This is a genomic window from Cyclobacterium xiamenense, assembly GCF_042140265.1.
Lineage (GTDB): Bacteria > Bacteroidota > Bacteroidia > Cytophagales > Cyclobacteriaceae > Cyclobacterium > Cyclobacterium xiamenense_A.
Map to the genome: position 1 here is coordinate 2,010,406 of NZ_CP159481.1, position 17,432 is coordinate 2,027,837.

Consider the following 17,432-nt stretch of genomic DNA (forward strand, 5'->3'; position numbering starts at 1 on the left):
GGTTACGCAGGTTTTTTAGAAAGTGCCAGCTGCCAGTTCCAGCTATCTCGAAGGGAATCTTCCAGCGTATAATGAGGATGCCAGTCCAGTTCCCGGGTTATTTTACCGGTATCGGCCCATACTTTTTCCACGTCTCCGGGTCTCCGGGGGCCGATTTTGTAATTCAAGGGCTGCTCGCTGACTTTTTCAAAGGCCTGGATCACCTCCAGTACGGTGTTTCCGGTGCCGGTGCCCACATTGAAAAGGTCGTAGAAGGGTGCATTTTTTCCGCGGAGGTAGCTGATCGCTTTTACATGGGCTTCGGCCAGGTCCATTACGTGTATGTAATCCCGGACGCAACTTCCATCGGGGGTGTTGTAATCATCGCCAAAAACGGTAAGTTCCTTCCGGATACCCACCCCTGTCTGGGTGACAAAAGGTACCAGATTGGATGGAACCCCAATCGGCAACTCTCCAATATGAGAGGAAGGATGCGCGCCAATGGGGTTGAAATACCTCAATGCAATGGCAGCCAGCTTCGCCTGGCTTCTTACCTGGTCGACCAGAATGTCTTCGCAGATTTTCTTGGTATTGCCATAGGGACTTTCGGCCACTTTTCGGGGCGTACTTTCCTTCACCGGCAATTCGTCGGGCTGCCCATAGACGGTACAAGAGGAAGAGAAAACCAGGTTTTCTACCCCGAATTTTTCCATGGTTTCCAGGAGTGCCAGCAGCGAAAAGATATTGTTGCCGTAATATTTCAACGGTTTTTCGGTACTTTCTCCGACCGCCTTGTATGCAGCAAAATGAATCACCCCTGCCAGCGCATGTTCTGAAAAGATTTTTTCCAGTAAGGAGCGGTCGTTGCAATCCCCTTCGTAACAGGGAATGGATTGGCCCGTGATTTTTTTAAGGCCTTCCAGTACATTTTTCTCGGAATTTGAAAAGTCATCAACGATGATGGGTTGGTAGCCCGATTCCACCAGGGCCACAGCTGTATGGGAACCGATGTATCCGGCACCTCCCGTAATTAAAATTTTTTCCATGACCAAATATAAAGTTAAATTCATTTTGGGGGAAACATTCCAGTGCTTTTTCCCGTGGAATCGCGGTTTTTTATTCAGAGAATCACAGTTGCACAAGGATTTTTTTTGTATTATCCCTTAGATTCCGTAAGTTTGCGAGCTGAAAGGAGGTGTATATATATGATCGTAGTAAACGTTAAAGAAAACGAGTCCATCGAAAAAGCGCTAAAGCGTTTCAAGAAAAAGTTTGACAAAACGGGTGTCATCCGTGAGCTGAGAAGAAGGCAGCATTTTGAAAAGCCTTCCATTAGCCGACGGACAGAGGTAATCAAAGCCGCCTACAAACAACGAATGCAGGAACAGGAAGGGAAATAAGAAAACCTTTCTTTTTCATAAAATTATTGAGCATATTGGTGTATGAAATCACCGATATGCTTTTTTCGTTTATAAACTACCTGGAGCACGAAAAGCGGGCCAGCCCCCACACGGTCCTGGCCTACAAAAAAGACCTGGAGCAGTTTTCGGTATATTCTGCAGAAGCCTTTGGCTTGCAGGGGCCAGAAGAGGCGGGCCATTCCGAAATTCGGGCCTGGATGGTAGACCTGATCGAAGAGGGACAGTCCTCCGCAACAGTCAATCGAAAAATGGCCACCTTGCGGACCTTTTTTAAATTTTTGGTAAAGTCGGGTCGCATCAATCGCGATCCCACGGTCAAGATCGTTTCCCTGAAGAAAGGAAGAACGCTCCCTGGATTTATCCCGGAAAAAGAAGTAGAAGCCCTTTTGGAGTCGGCAAACTATACCTCCGATTTTGACGGGCAGCGGGACCGTATGACCCTGCAGCTCCTGTACCTTACCGGTATGCGCTTGTCGGAGCTGATCGGCTTGCGCTGGAGCGCGGTGGACCTGGAAACCGGGCAGATCAAGGTGCTCGGAAAAGGGAAAAAATACCGAATAATTCCGGTGTCCAGAGGGCTTCACAAAAATATCCTGGCCTACAAAAAAGTATTCGAAGAAACATTTTCATTTACAGATGGAAATGACTATTTTATAGTTAGAAATACGAAGGAAGCAGCCTATCCGATGATGGTTTACCGAATTGTCCGGAAATACCTTGATCTTTTTATTCAGAATACCCATAGAAGTCCCCACCTCATGCGCCATACCTTTGCCACCCACTTGCTTAATAAAGGAGCCGACTTAAATGCCGTCAAGGATTTATTGGGACACTCCAGTCTGGCTGCCACCCAGGTATATACTCATAATTCCATCGAGAAACTGAAGGCTGTGTACGAACAGGCACATCCCAAAGCGTAAATAAAAGTCAAACTTTTAAACAGTGATTATTATGAAATTACAAATGCATTCCATTCATTTCGATGCCGATCAGAAATTGATTGATTTTATCCAGAAAAAAGCGGATAAACTGGATACGTATTACGATCAGATCATTGATGGAGAGGTTTTTATGAGGCTGGATAAAAATGATAAGAGTGAAAATAAGATCGTAGAAATCAAGCTGAATGTACCTGGAAAACAACTTTTTGCAAAAAATCAAAACGATTCCTTTGAAGCAGCGGCCGACGATTCGGTGGAAGCGCTAAGAAGGCAAATCAAGAAATTTAAGGAAAAACTGGTCATCGCCAGGCAATAGCCTCGCATTTTCATACGCTAAGAAAGCTGCTTCGTGCAGCTTTTTTTATGGCCCCCGGACGGCCCGTATTTTTATCGAGATACGCGGCGCTCCACCCAGTAGTATTTTTTGCCCCATTTGCGCTTCGCATCGGCTGTGTCTCCACTGAGGATAGCTGCTACCATTACTTGCCAATATTTAGGGTCCCAATTGAGACTGGCCAGCTGCCGGTCGAATGATTCCACCGGCAACTGTTCCAGGTTGGAAGCATCACAAATCAAAAACCGGTACTGCGCGGGCACCTCGGCCAGACTGGCAAAGGTCTTCATGGGATAGGTGGTTCCCAGACCGATTCGGATTTTACTGGCATAATGGGGATGCCCCAAAAAAGCGATCGGGCTGTTTTCCGGGATGGCTGCCTGCTCCAGGTGGGCACGAAGCTGTACCCCCTGATGGGGAATGGACAAGGGATACGAAACCAGCGTAAGGTTAAAAAACACCAACAGAATGGCGGTTCCCAGCACCTGAACCCGATAAGCGGGAAGCTTGAGTTGGAAGGCCAGAAAGAGGCTCAGGAGGCTACCTGCCAGCCACTGCAAGGACAGGTACCAGGGGCTTTCCAGGCCAATTAGTGGCAAGAGGGCTACCAGCAGCAATAGCCAGTTGATGCCCAGAAAAACCCATGCGGCTGCTTTCAGGCCGCGGTGAAGGTTTTTTTCCGGTTGCTTCAGTAGCAGCGCTGCCAGACCCACAGCGGCAAGGGGAGTGACGGGCAGCAGGTACCGTTCGTAAAACGTGGATACCATGCCGGTCATGGCAATGATAGACAAGACCCATACTGCAAGGAAGCCAAAAAAGGCCTTGTTTTCCCGAAAAGTAGCCGCAGCCGCAGAGCGTACCTCTTTTAGCGCCGGCAGAAACCAAGGCACAAACAAAACGATCATCAGCAGCAATGCCAACGAGAAATGCCGGGCAATTTGCCAAATCCTGCTTCCAAGACGCATGCCCAGCTGGTCCTCGTAAAAGGAATCCAGGTACACCGGACCAAACCGAAGATACATGGCCACAAACCAAAACAAGCCAATGGCAATGCCGCTCAGCAGGGCGGGTGGATGCAGCAACTTCTGCAGGGAAAGGGCCCTCCAGGGATTCAGCCATAAGTAGGCAAGGGCAATGAGTCCCAACGCGGCCGCAGGCAGGCCCTTCACTTCAAAAGCCAATCCCAGGCTTAGGTAAAACAACCAGAGGTACCGCTTTGGGGCCTCCTCGCCGAATCGTAGCAATCCCGCCACACCCAGGGCAGCCAGGGTGATAAAAAGGGCCAGCAAGATATCCGGAATGGAACGCGTGCTACTGAAAATCAGTACCGGATGGGTGGCGGCAATCCAGGCCGCCCACTGTGGCAGACGGCCCTGCCCACCCGCCATCCGGGCGATCAGGTACACCAAAGGGATCAGGGCAGCGCCTGCCAGCCAAAACAGCAAACGGGAAGACAGAGCGGAGACTCCCAATGTCTGGAATCCTGCCAGGACGGCCCAGTAGGTAAGGATGGGTTTTTTGAAGCGCAGCTCGCCGTTTCCCAGGTACGTGGTCAGGTAGTCGCCGTTTTGCATCATTTTCAAGGCGGCGTCTGTGTAGTACATTTCGTCTGGATAATGCAAATGAAAATCCAGGGCAAACGGCGCGATCAGCAGCAGGAAGGCGACCAGAGGTAAGGAAAAGCCGTTTGTCCAAGGCAGCGGTTGTTTCATGGAGTAAAAAAGAAGGGCGAAGGTAAGAAAAAATACTGCTTTTGGGAAGAAGGCCTCCCCAAAAGCAGGTGTTCCACTAGATGTTTACTCGTTTTCCCTTTTCCGCGGACTTTAATATCGCCTCAACGATCGCGATGTCCCGCAATCCCTCTTCTCCGGGGACCAGCGGCGCTTTGTTTTCCAAAATTGCCAGTGCATCGTCGTCCATCTGTTTGGCTTGCTGCCAGGGCACCTGATAGGGATGGTTGATGACTCCGAGTGGACTTTTTCCCTTGACCCCGGCATAGGCCGAATAGGGCTGCATCTCAATATTCCCTTCTGCGCATTGAATGGTCAGGAAGTTTACGCTTTCGGCAAAGCTGGTTTTGATGTCGGCAAAAATACCGTCCGGAAACTCCAGTTTGGCGGTCACGACATCTGCCAGGCCGTCCTTGTAGATTTCCGAGCGAGTGGAGATGGCCGAGGCCGATACCACCGCTACCGGCTCTCGATTCGTACCCAGGCGTGCACCTTGTATGGAATACACGCCCATATCGTAAATGACGCCGCCACCCATTTCCTTCTTTTGCTTCCAGTGGTCGGTTCGGTTTTCCCGGTAGCCGGCGGCGCAATCCACGTAATTAACGCTACCCAGCTTGTTTTGCCGTACGATGGAGCGGTATTCCTGGGTATTGGGCTCGTGATGCAAGCGGTAGCCAATGGTGAGCTGTACCTTGTTTTTCTTACAGGCATCGATCATGCGCTGACATTCCTTGCTGGTCACCGCCATGGGTTTTTCACACCAGACATGCTTGCCGGCGTTAGCGGCCCGGATCGTGTATTCGGCGTGCATGGAGGGAGGAAGGACCACGTAAACCACGTCTATATCCGGATTATCCGCGATACGATCAAAGTTTTCGTAATTGTAGATATTTTTCTCGAGTAGTTGGTACTTTTCCTTCCAGGCCTCTGCCTTGGAGGGGGTGCCGGTGACAATCCCTGCCAGGTAGCAATGCTCGGTTTGCTGCAGTGCCGGGGCCAATAAATCGGTGCTGTAATAGCCCAACCCTACCAGTGCCACTCCAATTTTTTCTTTCCTGGAACGGGCGAGTAGTTGCAGGGGGTTCACCAGGGCAAGGCTGCTGCCCAGCGCCAGGGTTTTAAGGGCATGTCGTCTGGAATGCATGTTCATTGGGTTTTCTCGTTTGGTTTGATAAAAAGGGGATCCCCAGGTTTTTTCTGGTTTTCCGTTTAAATATAGGGAAATTTACCGGCTGCGGCAACAGCCGGAGCGGTCCTTGAACGGGGGCGGATAGGGTGGTCGGGAATGTTTTTGCGGCAGCCATTTGCCCCCGCTTTCAAAAAAACGTAATTTCGTTGAAATTTTGTTGTATGGTCCCTCCAGAGATTTCGGTCGTTGTTACCGTATATAATGAAGAAGCGAACATTCCCCCTTTACTAGACGCAATCTATGCCGCGCTGGCTTCTCTCTCCTACGAACTCATCCTGGTTGACGATGGATCGACAGATCGGTCGGTGGAAAAAATGAAGGCCCTCGCGAATGAATACACACGGGTGCTTATCTTCAATAAGAATTACGGGCAAACGACGGCTTTGGCAGCAGGAATTGATCATTCCAACGGGGACTACATCGTGACGATGGATGGGGATTTACAAAACGATCCCAGCGATATCCCCATGATGCTGGACATGGCCAAAAAGGAAGACTGGGACGTGGTGGCCGGGAGAAGGGCCAACCGGCAGGACGGCTTTGTGTTCCGAAAATTGCCCAGCAAAATCGCCAATTGGCTGATCCGTACCACCACCAAAGTGTACCTTTCCGATTACGGTTGCAGCCTGCGGATCTACCGGGCGCACATTGCCCAAAACATGGGGTTGTACGGAGAGTTGCACCGTTTCATTCCCGTGCTGGCTCGTCAGGAAGGTGCCCGCATGACGGAAGTGGACGTGAAGCACCATCCACGCATCCACGGCACCTCTAAATACGGTCTGAGCCGCACTTTCAAAGTGATCGCCGACCTGATCCTGATGCTTTTTTTTCAAAAGTACTTTCAGCGGCCCATCCATATTTTCGGTACGCTGGGTTTGCTTTCCTTCGGCATCGGTGTATTGGTAAATAGTTACCTGCTTGTGCTGAAACTATTGGGGGAGGATATCTGGGGGCGACCCATATTGCTGGTGGGCTTTATTCTGCTATTGGGAGGGGTACAGCTGATTACCACGGGTATCGTGGCAGAAATCATCGTCCGAACCTATTTTGAGTCACAAAACAAGAAAACGTACACCGTGAAAGCGATTCATCAAGGTGGGCAAAAAACGAATTAAACTTTTCCTTAAAATTCTCCTCACGGGAATTGCCCTGTATGTGGTTTTTAACAAAATCGATACAAAGACCACCTGGCGCGTCATTCAATCCGCACACCCGGGCTGGTTGGCGCTGGCCTGGGTGTTTTTTATCGTGTCCAAGGTGTTTAGTGCCTTTCGGTTGAATCGCTATTTTTTCGATATCGGCCTGCACCTGCCCCAATCCAAAAACCTGAAATTGTATGCGATAGGCATGTTTTACAACCTATTTTTACCCGGGGGTATTGGTGGAGACGGATACAAGGTATACCTGCTCAATAAGACCCATGGGGCTTCGGTCAAAAAGCTGATTCATTGCGTGCTGCTGGACCGGGGCAATGGCCTGGCCGTACTGCTTTGGCTGATGTTCGCGCTCATGCTTTTTCTGGACCTGGACTGGGGCCTTCCCATTTCCCCATTTTGGCTGGGTTTGCTAGCCATGGCGGCATTACCTTTCGGGTTTTATCTGGTCATGTATCTTTTTTTTCGCCCCTTTATGTCTTCCATTCCGGTGAGCACGGGTTACTCTTTTTTAAACCAGGTATTGCAGTTGTTTAGCGCCTATTTTCTCCTGGCGGCCCTGGAAGTGGAACAGCAGTTTGTCACCTACCTCTTTGTATTTCTGGTTTCGAGTACCGTGTCGGTGTTGCCGCTGACCATCGGCGGGGTTGGAGCCAGGGAGCTGGTATTTGTGTATGCGCACGATCTGGTGGGTATTGATCGAAACGTGGCGGTGGCCTTTAGCCTGTTGTTTTTCCTGGTAACCGTGCTGACTTCGCTGAGTGGGATTTTTTTTAAGTTCAAAAAATAAGAGGGGTACGTACCGCCCATCGCATGCAGCGCTTGCATGCTATTTGTGTACGTCACCCCAGATAATCTAACCGTGAATCCATTATGTACAAATACGCCTACCCTCGCCCTGCACTGACCAGTGATGCCCTGGTGCACGATGTGTCGGAAAACCGCCTGTTGTTGATCAAGCGAAAAAACCCGCCATTTGAGGGCAAGTGGGCCCTTCCAGGGGGATTTGTGGAGGAATACGAATTGCCTGATCGGGCTTGTAGCCGTGAGTTGAAGGAAGAGACCGGTCTGGACCTGCGGGAAGGGAAAATGATCGGGGTATTTGCAGAGAAGGGCAGGGACCCCAGAGGCTGGACGGTAAGCATGGCTTATTTATTCACCCTTACCCAACCGGCGGAAGCTCGGGCGGGTTCGGATAGCAGCGAGGTGGCTTGGTTTTCACTCACCGAACTTCCGGAACTTGCCTTTGACCACGAAAAAATACTTCAGCAGGCTGGATTGATTTAAACCATTAGCGGTATGTTTTTTTTAGGGCGGGTCAATTTTTCGTCTTTAAATCCCCCAGCTACCTTTGAAAGGGGGAATTACTGAACAAGGGATTTTTTGCGAAAATTAGAAAATGTAATCGGGTTGATAGACCGTCAGGCTTTTGAATTCCGGAGAGCCAAACGACTATAATTCCCCCTTATCAAGGGGGCAAGGGGGATTTTTTCGTGCCCATACCATAAATACGCTTACTGATTTCTGAAAATTTCCGTTAGGACTACCAATGAATATAATTTAAATCCGTAAACTTTTTTCAGGACGAGCCAATTTTTTCGTCTTTAAATCCCACAGCTACCTTTGAAAGGGGGAATTACTGAAAAAGGGATTTTTTGCGAAAATTAGAAAATGTAATCGGGTTGATAGACCGTCAGGCTTTTGAATTCCGTAGAGCCAAACGACTATAATTCCCCCTTATCAAGGAGGCAAGGGGGGGTCGTGCCCATACCATGAATACGCTTACTGATTTCTGAAAATTTCCGTTAGGACTACCAATGAATATAATTTAAATCCGTAAACTTTTTTCAGGACGAGTCAATTTTTTCGTCTTTAAATCCCCCAGCTACCTTTGAAAGGGGGAATTACTGAAAAAGGGATTTTTTGCGAAAATTAGAAAATGTAATCGGGTTGATAGACCGTCAGGCTTTTGAATTCCGTAGAGCCAAACGACTATAATTCCCCCTTATCAAGGAGGCAAGGGGGGGTCGTGCCCATACCATGAATACGCTTACTGATTTCTGAAAATTTCCGTTAGGACTACCAATGAATATAATTTAAATCCGTAAACTTTTTTCAGGACGAGTCAATTTTTTCGTCTTTAAATCCCCCAGCTACCTTTGAAAGGGGGAATTACTGAACAAGGGATTTTTTGCGAAAATTAGAAAGTGTAATCGGGTTGATAGACCGTCAGGCTTTTGAATTCCGTAGAGCCAAACGACTATAATTCCCCCTTATCAAGGAGGCAAGGGGGGGTCGTGCCCATACCATGAATACGCTTACTGATTTCTGAAAATTTCCGTTAGGACTACCAATGAATATAATTTAAATCCGTAAACTTTTTTCAGGACGAGTCAATTTTTTCGTCTTTAAATCCCCCAGCTACCTTTGAAAGGGGGAATTACTGAAAAAGGGATTTTTTGCGAAAATTAGAAAATGTAATCGGGTTGATAGACCGTCAGGCTTTTGAATTCCGTAGAGCCAAACGACTATAATTCCCCCTTATCAAGGGGGCAAGGGGGATTTTTTCGTGCCCATACCATGAATACGCTTACTGATTTCTGAAAATTTCCGGTAGGACTACCAATCAATATAATTTAAATCCGTAAACTTTTTTCAGGACGGGTCAATTTTTCGTCTTTAAATCCCCCAGCTACCTTTGAAAGGGGGAATTACTGAACAAGGGATTTTTTGCGAAAATTAGAAAATGTAAACGGGTTGATAGACCGTCAGGCTTTTGAATTCCGGAGAGCCAAACGACTATAATTCCCCCTTATCAAGGGGGCGAGGGGGGGGCGTGCCCATACCATGAATACGCTTACTGATTTCTGAAAATTTCCGTTAGGACTACCAATGAATATAATTTAAATCCGTAAACTTTTTTCAGGACGAGTCAATTTTTTCGTCTTTAAATCCCCCAGCTACCTTTGAAAGGGGGAATTACTGAAAAAGGGATTTTTTGCGAAAATTAGAAAATGTAATCGGGTTGATAGACCGTCAGGCTTTTGAATTCCGTAGAGCCAAACGACTATAATTCCCCCTTATCAAGGAGGCAAGGGGGGGTCGTGCCCATACCATGAATACGCTTACTGATTTCTGAAAATTTCCGTTAGGACTACCAATGAATATAATTTAAATCCGTAAACTTTTTTCAGGACGAGTCAATTTTTTCGTCTTTAAATCCCCCAGCTACCTTTGAAAGGGGGAATTACTGAACAAGGGATTTTTTGCGAAAATTAGAAAGTGTAATCGGGTTGATAGACCGTCAGGCTTTTGAATTCCGTAGAGCCAAGCGACTATAATTCCCCCTTATCAAGGGGGCGAGGGGGATTTTTTCGTGCCCATACCATGAATACGCTTACTGATTTCTGAAAATTTCCGGTAGGACTACCAATCAATATAATTTAAATCCATAAACTTTTTTCAGGACGAGTCAATTTTTTCGTCTCTAAATCCCTTTGAAAGGGGGAATCGCTGAAATTGAGATGTTAGGCTGATTTGGTTTAGATTCATCCGCCTGTGCAAACGCCAAAGCAGGAATGCATTCAGAAAGGATGAAATCCCGGTGCAGTGGAGGCAGGTGATTGGAATTTTACCCCAAAACGAAAAAAACCTGACCACAACGGGCCAGGTTTTGATTTACTAATGGTTTGTTAACAGTAATTAGCCAATGGAAACACGCTTAAAGTCCACTACTGTAAGGCCTTTTTGGACGCTTTCCAGGTATTGGGCGATGGTCTTTCCGGGATCTTTTACGAAGGTCTGGCTAAGCAGGGTATTTTCCTTGTAAAATTTGTTCAGTTTTCCCAAGGCAATTTTTTCCAACATGGCTTCGGGTTTGCCTTCCTGCCTTGCCTGGTCCTTGCCCACTTCGATTTCTCGTTCCACTACCGAAGCATCCACGCCATCCTTGTCGATGGCGACCGGGTTCATGGCTGCAATTTGCATGGCCACGTCCTTGCCGGCATCGGATACCGCTTCTCCGGACTGGTTGAGGGCTACCAGCACGCCCAATTTTCCATTGGAGTGGATGTAGGGTTCTACGGCGTCCCCGCTTACTTTTTCCAGGTGCGAAACTTCAATTTTTTCGCCGATCTTGCCGGTCATTTCGGTGATTTTCTCACCGATGGTAATGCCCTCAAAAGGAAGGGCCATTACCGCATCAATGGAGTCGGCGTTGGCGCTGACCGCGGCTTCCAGTATGGCATTGGCAAAGCTGCCAAATTCCTCGTTTTTTGCGACAAAGTCGGTCTCACAGGTAAGGGAGATCAGTGTGCCGGTTTTGCCATCTGCACTGACATGCGTAGCCACCACGCCTTCTTTGGTTTCCCTGTCGGCCCGGGAAGCGGACACTTTTTGTCCTTTTTTTCTCAGGATGTCAATAGCTTTTTCAAAATCCCCTTCTGCTTCGGTGAGGGCTTTTTTACAGTCCATCATACCGGCGCCGGTCTTTTGTCTCAATTTATTTACCTCTTGTGCAGTAATAGCCATTGGTTTATGTATTTTTTGTTGATGGATAATTAGGTATTGACAGTAAAACAAAAATTGAACACAAGGCCTTTGCCTGTGTCCAATTTTTATTCATACAATGTCAAAGTGGATTATTCGTTGGTTTCTGCGTCGGCCGCTTTTTTTGCCTCTTCCTCTTCGGAAAGTTTGGCTTCGTCTTTGTCTTTCTTACGTTCAGACAAGCCTTCTTCAATGGCTGCACCGAAAGCTTTCACCAGGAGTGAAATGGATTTAAACGCATCGTCATTGGCAGGAATGGGAAAGTCCACCTCGTTGGGGTTGGAGTTGGTGTCCACCAATGCAAACACAGGAATGCCTAGTTTTTTGGCTTCGGAGAGCGCAATGTGCTCCCGTTTGATGTCGACGATAAACAGGGCTGCGGGAAGACGGGTAAGGTCGGCGATGCCGCCCAGTACATTTTCCAGTTTTTCCCGTTGACGGCTGATCATCAGTCGCTCTTTTTTTGCCAGGTTGCTGAAGCTCTCGTCCTTGGACATCTTGTCGATGGAGGACATTTTCTTCAGCGACTTCCGGATGGTGGCAAAATTGGTCATCATGCCACCCAACCACCTTTCTGTGACAAAGGGCATTTTGAGCCTTCTTGCTTCTTCAGCTACCAAGTCCTTGGCTTGTTTTTTTGTCGCTACAAACATAACTTTTTTGCCTGAGCGTACGATCTGCTTGATTGCGTTGGATGCTTCTTCAAGGCAAACGAGCGTTTTGTTTAGGTCGATGATATGGATCCCATTCTTCTCCATGAAGATATAGGGTGCCATTCTAGGATCCCACTTTCTTGTTAAGTGTCCGAAGTGAACACCAGCATCCAGTAAGTCTTTATATTCTATATTGGCCATTTAATAAAATTGTTGTTTTCTAGTTTGTGTAAGGAATCTTCCCAATTATCGCTTGGAGAACTGGAACCTTCTTCGTGCTTTTCTTCGTCCTGCTTTCTTACGTTCCACCATTCGGGAGTCACGGGTAAGAAATCCTTCTTTTTTCAACGGGCCGCGGTGCTCTTCGTTGATTTCGCACAGAGCACGGGAAATCGCCATGCGGATGGCTTCGGCCTGTCCACTGATCCCTCCTCCATCGACGTTGATGGAGATGTCGAAGGCTCCGTCCTCGTTGACCAATACCAGCGGCTGTTTCACCACAATCTGGTGCAACTCAAAGGGGAAATACTTGTCCAGCGCCCGCTTGTTGACCGTGATGGTGCCATTTCCGGCCTTCATGTAGATCCTGGCTACCGATTCTTTTCTTCTTCCGATTTTGTTAATTACTTCCATGTATGGCTGGCATTAAAGTTTGACTTCTTTTGGTTTCTGAGCGCTATGGGGATGTTCCGGACCGGCATATACGTACAGGTTGGTATACATTTTCCTGCCCAGTCGGTTCTTTGGCAACATACCCTTGACGGCTTTTTCTACCAGGGTTCGGGGTGCCTTCTCCATCAGGATTTTGGGGGTCGCAATGCGCTGCCCTCCCGGGTACCCTGTATGACGAACGTACACCTTTTCGTTCCATTTCTTGCCTGTAAGCCTGATTTTTTCGGCGTTGATGACAATCACATTATCACCACAGTCCACATGAGGGGTAAAGTTTGGCTTGTGCTTCCCTCTCAACATTTTTGCCACCTCACTTGCAAAGCGGCCCAGGATTTGGGATTGGGCATCCACTACCACCCAATTTTTATCCACCGTGGCATCGTTCGCTGATATGGTCTTATAGCTTAAAGTATTCACTGTGTAAACGTTTAATAATTAGCTTGTTAAATACATTTCACCCTCAAAAAGGGACACAAAGATAGAAGTAAATTCATTCAATTGCAAAAGAAATGAAACTTTATCCCCTTAATTTTCATGAGAATAGCACATCAATATGGGTTCCAAAAGCGAATTGGTTGCGGGAGAATGAAATTCCAGGGCATCTAATCCGAAATTCCATTGTTCATTCAGCAAGCTAATGGATTTATCTTTCTTATAATATGGGGAAATGGCCTACTTCAAGGTTCTTTCCAGAGCTTTATCTACGTTTATTGGATTCCGTTTTCCTGTAAGGCTGCCGGGACAATCATGGTGGGGCTTAAATTTCAAGTACACGCTTCTTCTAATGTATTTGTAGGTGAAGAAGGCTTATACCTCTCGCTTAACAATAGAAACAGTCCTGATTATGATGAAGATCATTTAAGGTATATTGTAGTTCGGTTTGATGTGGGAAATGATAAGAAGTAGTGGCCTTTATTAACGTAATGCCTTTTCTTTTATTGAATTAGGCACTTGATAAATAATATTTTCTGAACTGATCGTCAAGCTGTTAGGGACTATCGTTCATTGTGAAAAGCTAGCAAATTGGCCCTTAGGGGTTTTTTACATAAATAAAAGGCCTTTTAGGACTCTTAGACAAAGATTGAACTATTGATTAGGTGCCTAATTCAATTCTTTTAAAAAGAATAGAAGGGGGTACTCTAAATAACTCCAAGGCGAAGATGAATTTTGCAAATTTATGACATTATATGCTGGTTTTGAGGAGCGTATAAACATTCAATTGGATATAAGAACATCCAGAATATTGTGCTTTGTAATCATTTTTAACCCTGCTTAAATTAAGTTTAAGTATAGTATGGAACATAAATAAAGAATATTATTTTATTTTTTGTTTAGTTTTTCGCTATTTTATATTTGAATAGTGTAAAAAAAATTAAATTTAATTTTGGTTTTTTATTTTTTTTTAAATTCAACTAATAATTATTTTGTTTCACTTAAATTTATTTACTTATGAAAAAGTTAATTAAAAAACCGGTCCTATTATTAGGTTCCTTGGGTGCTCTTCTTGGCTTGGGGTTTTTTACTGGACAAATTGAAAACGTTACTGCCAGCGGATCAATTGAGTATTGTCAATGGATAAATGATCCGTCAAGGCCTGAAATTGATGGTTGTAAGGTTGCATATTTTGATTTACCCTGCCATTGTGAAGATCAATGTTAATTCTATTATCCTGGCTGGGTAATTTCTATTTGGTTATCCAGCTGGGATAAATCTAAATTTGATATCAACTTATTTTATATCTCTAAACGATAAGATACTAATGGTTAAAATCTATAACGTAGTGTTTTTTTTAATATTCTTTTCATTTTTCGCTTGTGAAGTAAATGATAAAGAAAAAATAGGGAAATTGGTTGCGGTGGAATCGGTAGTTTTTCCTGCCAGAGATTTTATAGCTGTTAATCCTGCCTATACCCACTTGGTGGAGTCAGACTCAGGAAGCTATCTTTTTGCTTATAATCACGTGGCTGAAAATTTTCAATTTATTAATATGGTTAATGGAAAAGTGGTCAAAGAAGTCCCTTTACGCTTTGAAGGGCCCAATAGTGTGGAAGGCTTCACCGGAGCGACCCTAACTTCTTTGGACTCTATCTGGCTTATTATGTCAAAACCGTTAAGGCTTTCTTTACTTAATTTTGATGGTGAGATTGTTTTGGAAAAAAGAATAATAAATGACCTTGTACCTTTACCTCTTAATTTTATTATTCTCCCCCACCACACACCGCTTTTACAATATGGTCAAAAAATTTTCGCTCTACAGCCTTGGTTGCAAGGACATCACCAAATCACCAAGGAAGATTTAACGAAGTTTCAATTGGTTTTTAGTTATGATAGTGAAAGGGATACGCTGCTATGGTATGACATTTTTTATCCGGAGAATTACTGGGATAAGGGAAAGAAATTATCCGATTTTTCCTGGACGAAAGCGGGCAATAATCTATGTATAGCACCTCTCTATGATCACGAGATTCAAATTGTTGATATGAAGTCCGGGTTGTTAAAGGAAAGGAAACAGGTAAAATCTCCTAACCTTTAATTACGTAGATGGAATGCCTTCAGGAATGGATGAAGCCTATGTAAATAGAATAAAAGCCGATCAATATGGTGGCTTTTTTTATGATCCTCATAGACAAGTGTATTATCGGATTTTCAATCCTGGTGATGACAGGGTGGATGGATTGAGGACGGAAGAACTTAGGGTTATAGACCGTTCCAGGCCTACTACAGGTGTCATGGTATTAGACAGGGAGCTAAATATTTTGGGCGAATACATTTTCGAAGAGTATGAAATACACTCGGAGTCCAATATGTTTATTGGCGAAAAAGGGCTATACCTTTCGCTAAATAATCAAAACCATCCAGACTTTGATGAGGATCATTTTAGGTATAAAGTGGTTCGTTTTGATTTGGAGAAATGAAAATGGCTAGCAGGTATTTCAAATTGATTTTCTTAGTAGTTTCGTTATTTTTATCCGCCTGTCGGAACGATCATGGTATGGCTTATTTGAACCGAATGGGAATGGAAAGGGAAAAATTCAACTCTTTCGTAATTGTCCTGGACTATGGTTGCCACACTTGTAAAGACCAATTTTATATATTTGTACTTGAAGCATTTCCGGAAAATTGTGGGTTGGTCTTTAAGCGCTATCCTGATAAAATTACCGGTGTAAAATACCCAGAACTTTTTAGCAAGTCCTTTGTTTTTATAGATTCGCTTGATTTTTCCTATGAGATGGGGGTTACGGACAAAAACACCGAACTGGCCCTATGGAAAAATGGAAAAGTGGAGACTTTTTCTTTTCTGGAATATGAGAAATTGATCAAAGCCTTGGAGTCAAACCCAACAGACGTAGAAAATTAATGACTACGATTTTGTTTGTTGTATTGGATACAGCCAGCCACCTGAATGCTTCTTTTAAAATGGCACATGCCTTCAAATCTAGGAACCATCAGATTGTATATCTTGGCAAACCCTCAAGTGAAAAAAAGATCAAGCAACAAGGGTTTGATTTTCTTGTTCGATCGGAAAATTTCCAACCTGAAATAATTGCTGGAAAGGTAGAAAATACTGAAGACGTAAAAGCAATAATGGAAGATAATTTTCTTAAAATGAATCTTTTTGATCAAGCCATATCCCAGATTAAACCTGGATTGGTGCTTTTGGATACTTCTTTGACTTATTATACCCTTCACTTGCTACATCGCAATATCCCAATTATCACCGTATCGACCAAGGTGTGTCAGGACAAAACTGAATTTATCCCACCCTTCCTTCCGATAGTATTCACTTTTCACAATGGTATACCTGAAGGTATAGTTGAAAATGAGACAGGTTTTCTAGTTCCTGAAAGAGATATTGATGCTTTGTCCGAGAAAATAAGATCTCTTTTAAAAAATGAACAATTGAGAACAGAAATGGGTAAAAAAGGTAGGGATTTGGTTTTGGAAAGGTTTGATAACCGTAAATTGGTGGAAGAACTTTCTGAATAGTATACGTTTATCTTGACTCCATTAGAAGGTTAATTTTGAATTCGTCTAACTCGTCTTCTCCAATTGCTTGATCAATACCGCAAAATCCTTGGGGTAGGGGGCTTCCGCGGTGATGGTCTCACCGGCCAGGTTCTGAAAGCTGATGGACCGGGCATGCAGGGACACCCGCTGCATGATGGGACGCTCTTCGGTGTCTTTTTTCAGGTTAAACTTGCGCTTGAGCTGGGACAGGTACAAGGCCTTGCCACCATATAGCGTATCTCCGCAAATAGGGGCGCCCAGATAGGCCAGGTGCACCCGGATCTGGTGCAGCCTGCCGGTGATGGGTTTGCAGGCGATCAGGCTGTGCGAGAAATAGGTTTTCAGTGTTTTGAAAAGGGTTTGCGCCGGTTTTCCTTGTGCGGCAATGCGGGCAATCCCTTTGTTGCTGGCCGTCAGGTTGCGGTCTACCAGCACCCCATCGAAATCATGAATGCCTTCAGCCACGGCATGGTACACTTTCTCTACGGTACGGTTTTCGAATTGCAGGGCAATGTGCCGGTAGGCCTCGGGATTTTTGGCAAAGACCAGGCAGCCGGAGGTTTCCTTATCCAGTCGGTGGCAGACCTGCAAATCCTCCCAATATTCCTTCCCGATGGCAAGCATGTTTTGCGCCTCGTGCCGGTCTTCCAGGGTAGCGAAGTAAGGAGGTTTGTTGACGATGATGTAGTCCTCCGTTTCCAGCAGTATCAGTGATGTAAAGTCAATTTTTTTCATGCGGCCTTATTTCGGCTCAAAGTTCCGAATTTAGCCCGTATAAAAAAACCAAAAAAAAAGAAAGG

The 17,432-nt window shown here is 45.4% G+C and carries 19 protein-coding genes; 11 read left to right on the forward strand and 8 right to left on the reverse strand.

Features of this window, described 5'->3' with window-relative positions; genetic code table 11:
- Positions 1-2: 2 nt before the first annotated feature.
- Positions 3-1,025, reverse strand: coding sequence for a UDP-glucose 4-epimerase GalE (gene galE, locus ABWH99_RS08520; protein WP_375585859.1), 1,023 nt, complete (start codon positions 1,023-1,025; stop codon positions 3-5).
- A gap of 159 nt (positions 1,026-1,184) precedes the next feature.
- Between galE and rpsU the strand changes: the two genes are divergently transcribed.
- The 3 genes from rpsU to hpf are packed head-to-tail and all read left to right on the forward strand — an operon-like array spanning position 1,185 to position 2,657.
- The gene (gene rpsU, locus ABWH99_RS08525) at positions 1,185-1,379 is read left to right on the forward strand and encodes a 30S ribosomal protein S21 (protein WP_375585860.1); all 195 of its coding nucleotides are present in this window, start codon (positions 1,185-1,187) and stop codon (positions 1,377-1,379) included.
- 56 nt (positions 1,380-1,435) lie between these two features.
- Positions 1,436-2,320, forward strand: a complete 885-nt coding sequence (locus tag ABWH99_RS08530; protein ID WP_375586559.1) for a tyrosine-type recombinase/integrase — start codon at positions 1,436-1,438, stop codon at positions 2,318-2,320.
- A 31-nt stretch (positions 2,321-2,351) separates the two neighbouring features.
- Positions 2,352-2,657, forward strand: a complete 306-nt coding sequence (gene hpf, locus ABWH99_RS08535; protein WP_375585861.1) for a ribosome hibernation-promoting factor, HPF/YfiA family — start codon at positions 2,352-2,354, stop codon at positions 2,655-2,657.
- Between the two features lie 71 nt (positions 2,658-2,728).
- Here the strand turns inward: hpf and ABWH99_RS08540 are convergent, their stop codons facing one another.
- Together ABWH99_RS08540 and ABWH99_RS08545 are read right to left on the reverse strand one after the other, a co-directional pair.
- Complete coding sequence (locus tag ABWH99_RS08540; protein ID WP_375585862.1) at positions 2,729-4,387, reverse strand: ArnT family glycosyltransferase; 1,659 nt, start codon at positions 4,385-4,387, stop codon at positions 2,729-2,731.
- A 76-nt stretch (positions 4,388-4,463) separates the two neighbouring features.
- On the reverse strand, positions 4,464-5,558 hold the full coding sequence (locus ABWH99_RS08545) for a Gfo/Idh/MocA family protein (RefSeq protein WP_375585863.1): 1,095 nt from the start codon (positions 5,556-5,558) through the stop codon (positions 4,464-4,466).
- A 200-nt stretch (positions 5,559-5,758) separates the two neighbouring features.
- Here ABWH99_RS08545 and ABWH99_RS08550 point away from each other — a divergent pair, with 200 nt between their 5' ends.
- The 3 genes from ABWH99_RS08550 to ABWH99_RS08560 all read left to right on the forward strand — a co-directional run bounded on the left by ABWH99_RS08550 (position 5,759) and on the right by ABWH99_RS08560 (position 8,038).
- Positions 5,759-6,712: a glycosyltransferase family 2 protein gene (locus ABWH99_RS08550; protein ID WP_375585864.1), complete on the forward strand. Its 954-nt coding sequence runs from the start codon at positions 5,759-5,761 to the stop codon at positions 6,710-6,712.
- Positions 6,693-7,541, forward strand: coding sequence for a lysylphosphatidylglycerol synthase transmembrane domain-containing protein (locus ABWH99_RS08555; RefSeq protein ID WP_375585865.1), 849 nt, complete (start codon positions 6,693-6,695; stop codon positions 7,539-7,541). Before ABWH99_RS08550 ends, ABWH99_RS08555 begins: the two co-directional genes overlap by 20 nt.
- 83 nt (positions 7,542-7,624) lie before the next feature.
- Positions 7,625-8,038, forward strand: coding sequence for an NUDIX domain-containing protein (locus tag ABWH99_RS08560; protein WP_375585866.1), 414 nt, complete (start codon positions 7,625-7,627; stop codon positions 8,036-8,038).
- A gap of 2,415 nt (positions 8,039-10,453) precedes the next feature.
- On the opposite strand, the gene tsf is transcribed toward ABWH99_RS08560, so the two are convergent.
- The 4 genes from tsf to rplM form a co-directional block, all read right to left on the reverse strand.
- Entirely contained in the window at positions 10,454-11,281 is an 828-nt protein-coding gene (tsf, locus tag ABWH99_RS08565; protein WP_375585867.1) for a translation elongation factor Ts, read from the reverse strand.
- Between the two features lie 110 nt (positions 11,282-11,391).
- Positions 11,392-12,153: a 30S ribosomal protein S2 gene (gene rpsB, locus ABWH99_RS08570; protein ID WP_375585868.1), complete on the reverse strand. Its 762-nt coding sequence runs from the start codon at positions 12,151-12,153 to the stop codon at positions 11,392-11,394.
- Between the two features lie 45 nt (positions 12,154-12,198).
- Positions 12,199-12,585, reverse strand: a complete 387-nt coding sequence (gene rpsI / locus ABWH99_RS08575; RefSeq protein WP_375585869.1) for a 30S ribosomal protein S9 — start codon at positions 12,583-12,585, stop codon at positions 12,199-12,201.
- A 12-nt stretch (positions 12,586-12,597) separates the two neighbouring features.
- Positions 12,598-13,041 (reverse strand): 50S ribosomal protein L13, encoded by a 444-nt coding sequence (gene rplM, locus ABWH99_RS08580; RefSeq protein WP_375585870.1) that lies wholly within the window; start codon positions 13,039-13,041, stop codon positions 12,598-12,600.
- 1,032 nt (positions 13,042-14,073) lie between these two features.
- Here rplM and ABWH99_RS08585 point away from each other — a divergent pair.
- From ABWH99_RS08585 to ABWH99_RS08605, 5 genes are all read left to right on the forward strand, one after another.
- On the forward strand, positions 14,074-14,283 hold the full coding sequence (locus ABWH99_RS08585) for a hypothetical protein (RefSeq protein ID WP_375585871.1): 210 nt from the start codon (positions 14,074-14,076) through the stop codon (positions 14,281-14,283).
- 100 nt (positions 14,284-14,383) lie between these two features.
- Positions 14,384-15,157: a DUF4221 family protein gene (locus ABWH99_RS08590; protein WP_375585872.1), complete on the forward strand. Its 774-nt coding sequence runs from the start codon at positions 14,384-14,386 to the stop codon at positions 15,155-15,157.
- 25 nt (positions 15,158-15,182) lie between these two features.
- Positions 15,183-15,539, forward strand: coding sequence for a DUF4221 family protein (locus ABWH99_RS08595; protein ID WP_375585873.1), 357 nt, complete (start codon positions 15,183-15,185; stop codon positions 15,537-15,539).
- Positions 15,540-15,640: 101 nt separating this feature from the next.
- Complete coding sequence (locus ABWH99_RS08600) at positions 15,641-15,982, forward strand: hypothetical protein (protein ID WP_375585874.1); 342 nt, start codon at positions 15,641-15,643, stop codon at positions 15,980-15,982.
- Positions 15,982-16,611 carry a glycosyltransferase gene (locus ABWH99_RS08605; protein ID WP_375585875.1) on the forward strand — a complete coding sequence of 210 codons (630 nt, stop codon included), beginning with the start codon at positions 15,982-15,984 and terminating at the stop codon, positions 16,609-16,611. Before ABWH99_RS08600 ends, ABWH99_RS08605 begins: the two co-directional genes overlap by 1 nt.
- A gap of 45 nt (positions 16,612-16,656) precedes the next feature.
- Here the strand turns inward: ABWH99_RS08605 and ABWH99_RS08610 are convergent, their stop codons facing one another.
- Entirely contained in the window at positions 16,657-17,367 is a 711-nt protein-coding gene (locus ABWH99_RS08610; protein ID WP_375585876.1) for an RluA family pseudouridine synthase, read from the reverse strand.
- Positions 17,368-17,432 lie beyond the last annotated feature (65 nt).

Excerpts from the sequence above, each read along its gene's own strand:
- galE (WP_375585859.1), bottom strand. The coding sequence starts at position 1,025 with ATGGAAAAAATTTTAATTACGGGAGGTGCCGGATACATCGGTTCCCAT.
- rpsU (WP_375585860.1), top strand. The coding sequence starts at position 1,185 with ATGATCGTAGTAAACGTTAAAGAAAACGAGTCCATCGAAAAAGCGCTA.
- ABWH99_RS08530 (WP_375586559.1), top strand. The coding sequence starts at position 1,436 with ATGCTTTTTTCGTTTATAAACTACCTGGAGCACGAAAAGCGGGCCAGC.
- hpf (WP_375585861.1), top strand. The coding sequence starts at position 2,352 with ATGAAATTACAAATGCATTCCATTCATTTCGATGCCGATCAGAAATTG.
- ABWH99_RS08540 (WP_375585862.1), bottom strand. The coding sequence starts at position 4,387 with ATGAAACAACCGCTGCCTTGGACAAACGGCTTTTCCTTACCTCTGGTC.
- ABWH99_RS08545 (WP_375585863.1), bottom strand. The coding sequence starts at position 5,558 with ATGAACATGCATTCCAGACGACATGCCCTTAAAACCCTGGCGCTGGGC.
- ABWH99_RS08550 (WP_375585864.1), top strand. The coding sequence starts at position 5,759 with ATGGTCCCTCCAGAGATTTCGGTCGTTGTTACCGTATATAATGAAGAA.
- ABWH99_RS08560 (WP_375585866.1), top strand. The coding sequence starts at position 7,625 with ATGTACAAATACGCCTACCCTCGCCCTGCACTGACCAGTGATGCCCTG.
- tsf (WP_375585867.1), bottom strand. The coding sequence starts at position 11,281 with ATGGCTATTACTGCACAAGAGGTAAATAAATTGAGACAAAAGACCGGC.
- rpsB (WP_375585868.1), bottom strand. The coding sequence starts at position 12,153 with ATGGCCAATATAGAATATAAAGACTTACTGGATGCTGGTGTTCACTTC.
- rpsI (WP_375585869.1), bottom strand. The coding sequence starts at position 12,585 with ATGGAAGTAATTAACAAAATCGGAAGAAGAAAAGAATCGGTAGCCAGG.
- ABWH99_RS08585 (WP_375585871.1), top strand. The coding sequence starts at position 14,074 with ATGAAAAAGTTAATTAAAAAACCGGTCCTATTATTAGGTTCCTTGGGT.
- ABWH99_RS08590 (WP_375585872.1), top strand. The coding sequence starts at position 14,384 with ATGGTTAAAATCTATAACGTAGTGTTTTTTTTAATATTCTTTTCATTT.
- ABWH99_RS08595 (WP_375585873.1), top strand. The coding sequence starts at position 15,183 with ATGGATGAAGCCTATGTAAATAGAATAAAAGCCGATCAATATGGTGGC.
- ABWH99_RS08600 (WP_375585874.1), top strand. The coding sequence starts at position 15,641 with ATGGAAAGGGAAAAATTCAACTCTTTCGTAATTGTCCTGGACTATGGT.
- ABWH99_RS08605 (WP_375585875.1), top strand. The coding sequence starts at position 15,982 with ATGACTACGATTTTGTTTGTTGTATTGGATACAGCCAGCCACCTGAAT.
- ABWH99_RS08610 (WP_375585876.1), bottom strand. The coding sequence starts at position 17,367 with ATGAAAAAAATTGACTTTACATCACTGATACTGCTGGAAACGGAGGAC.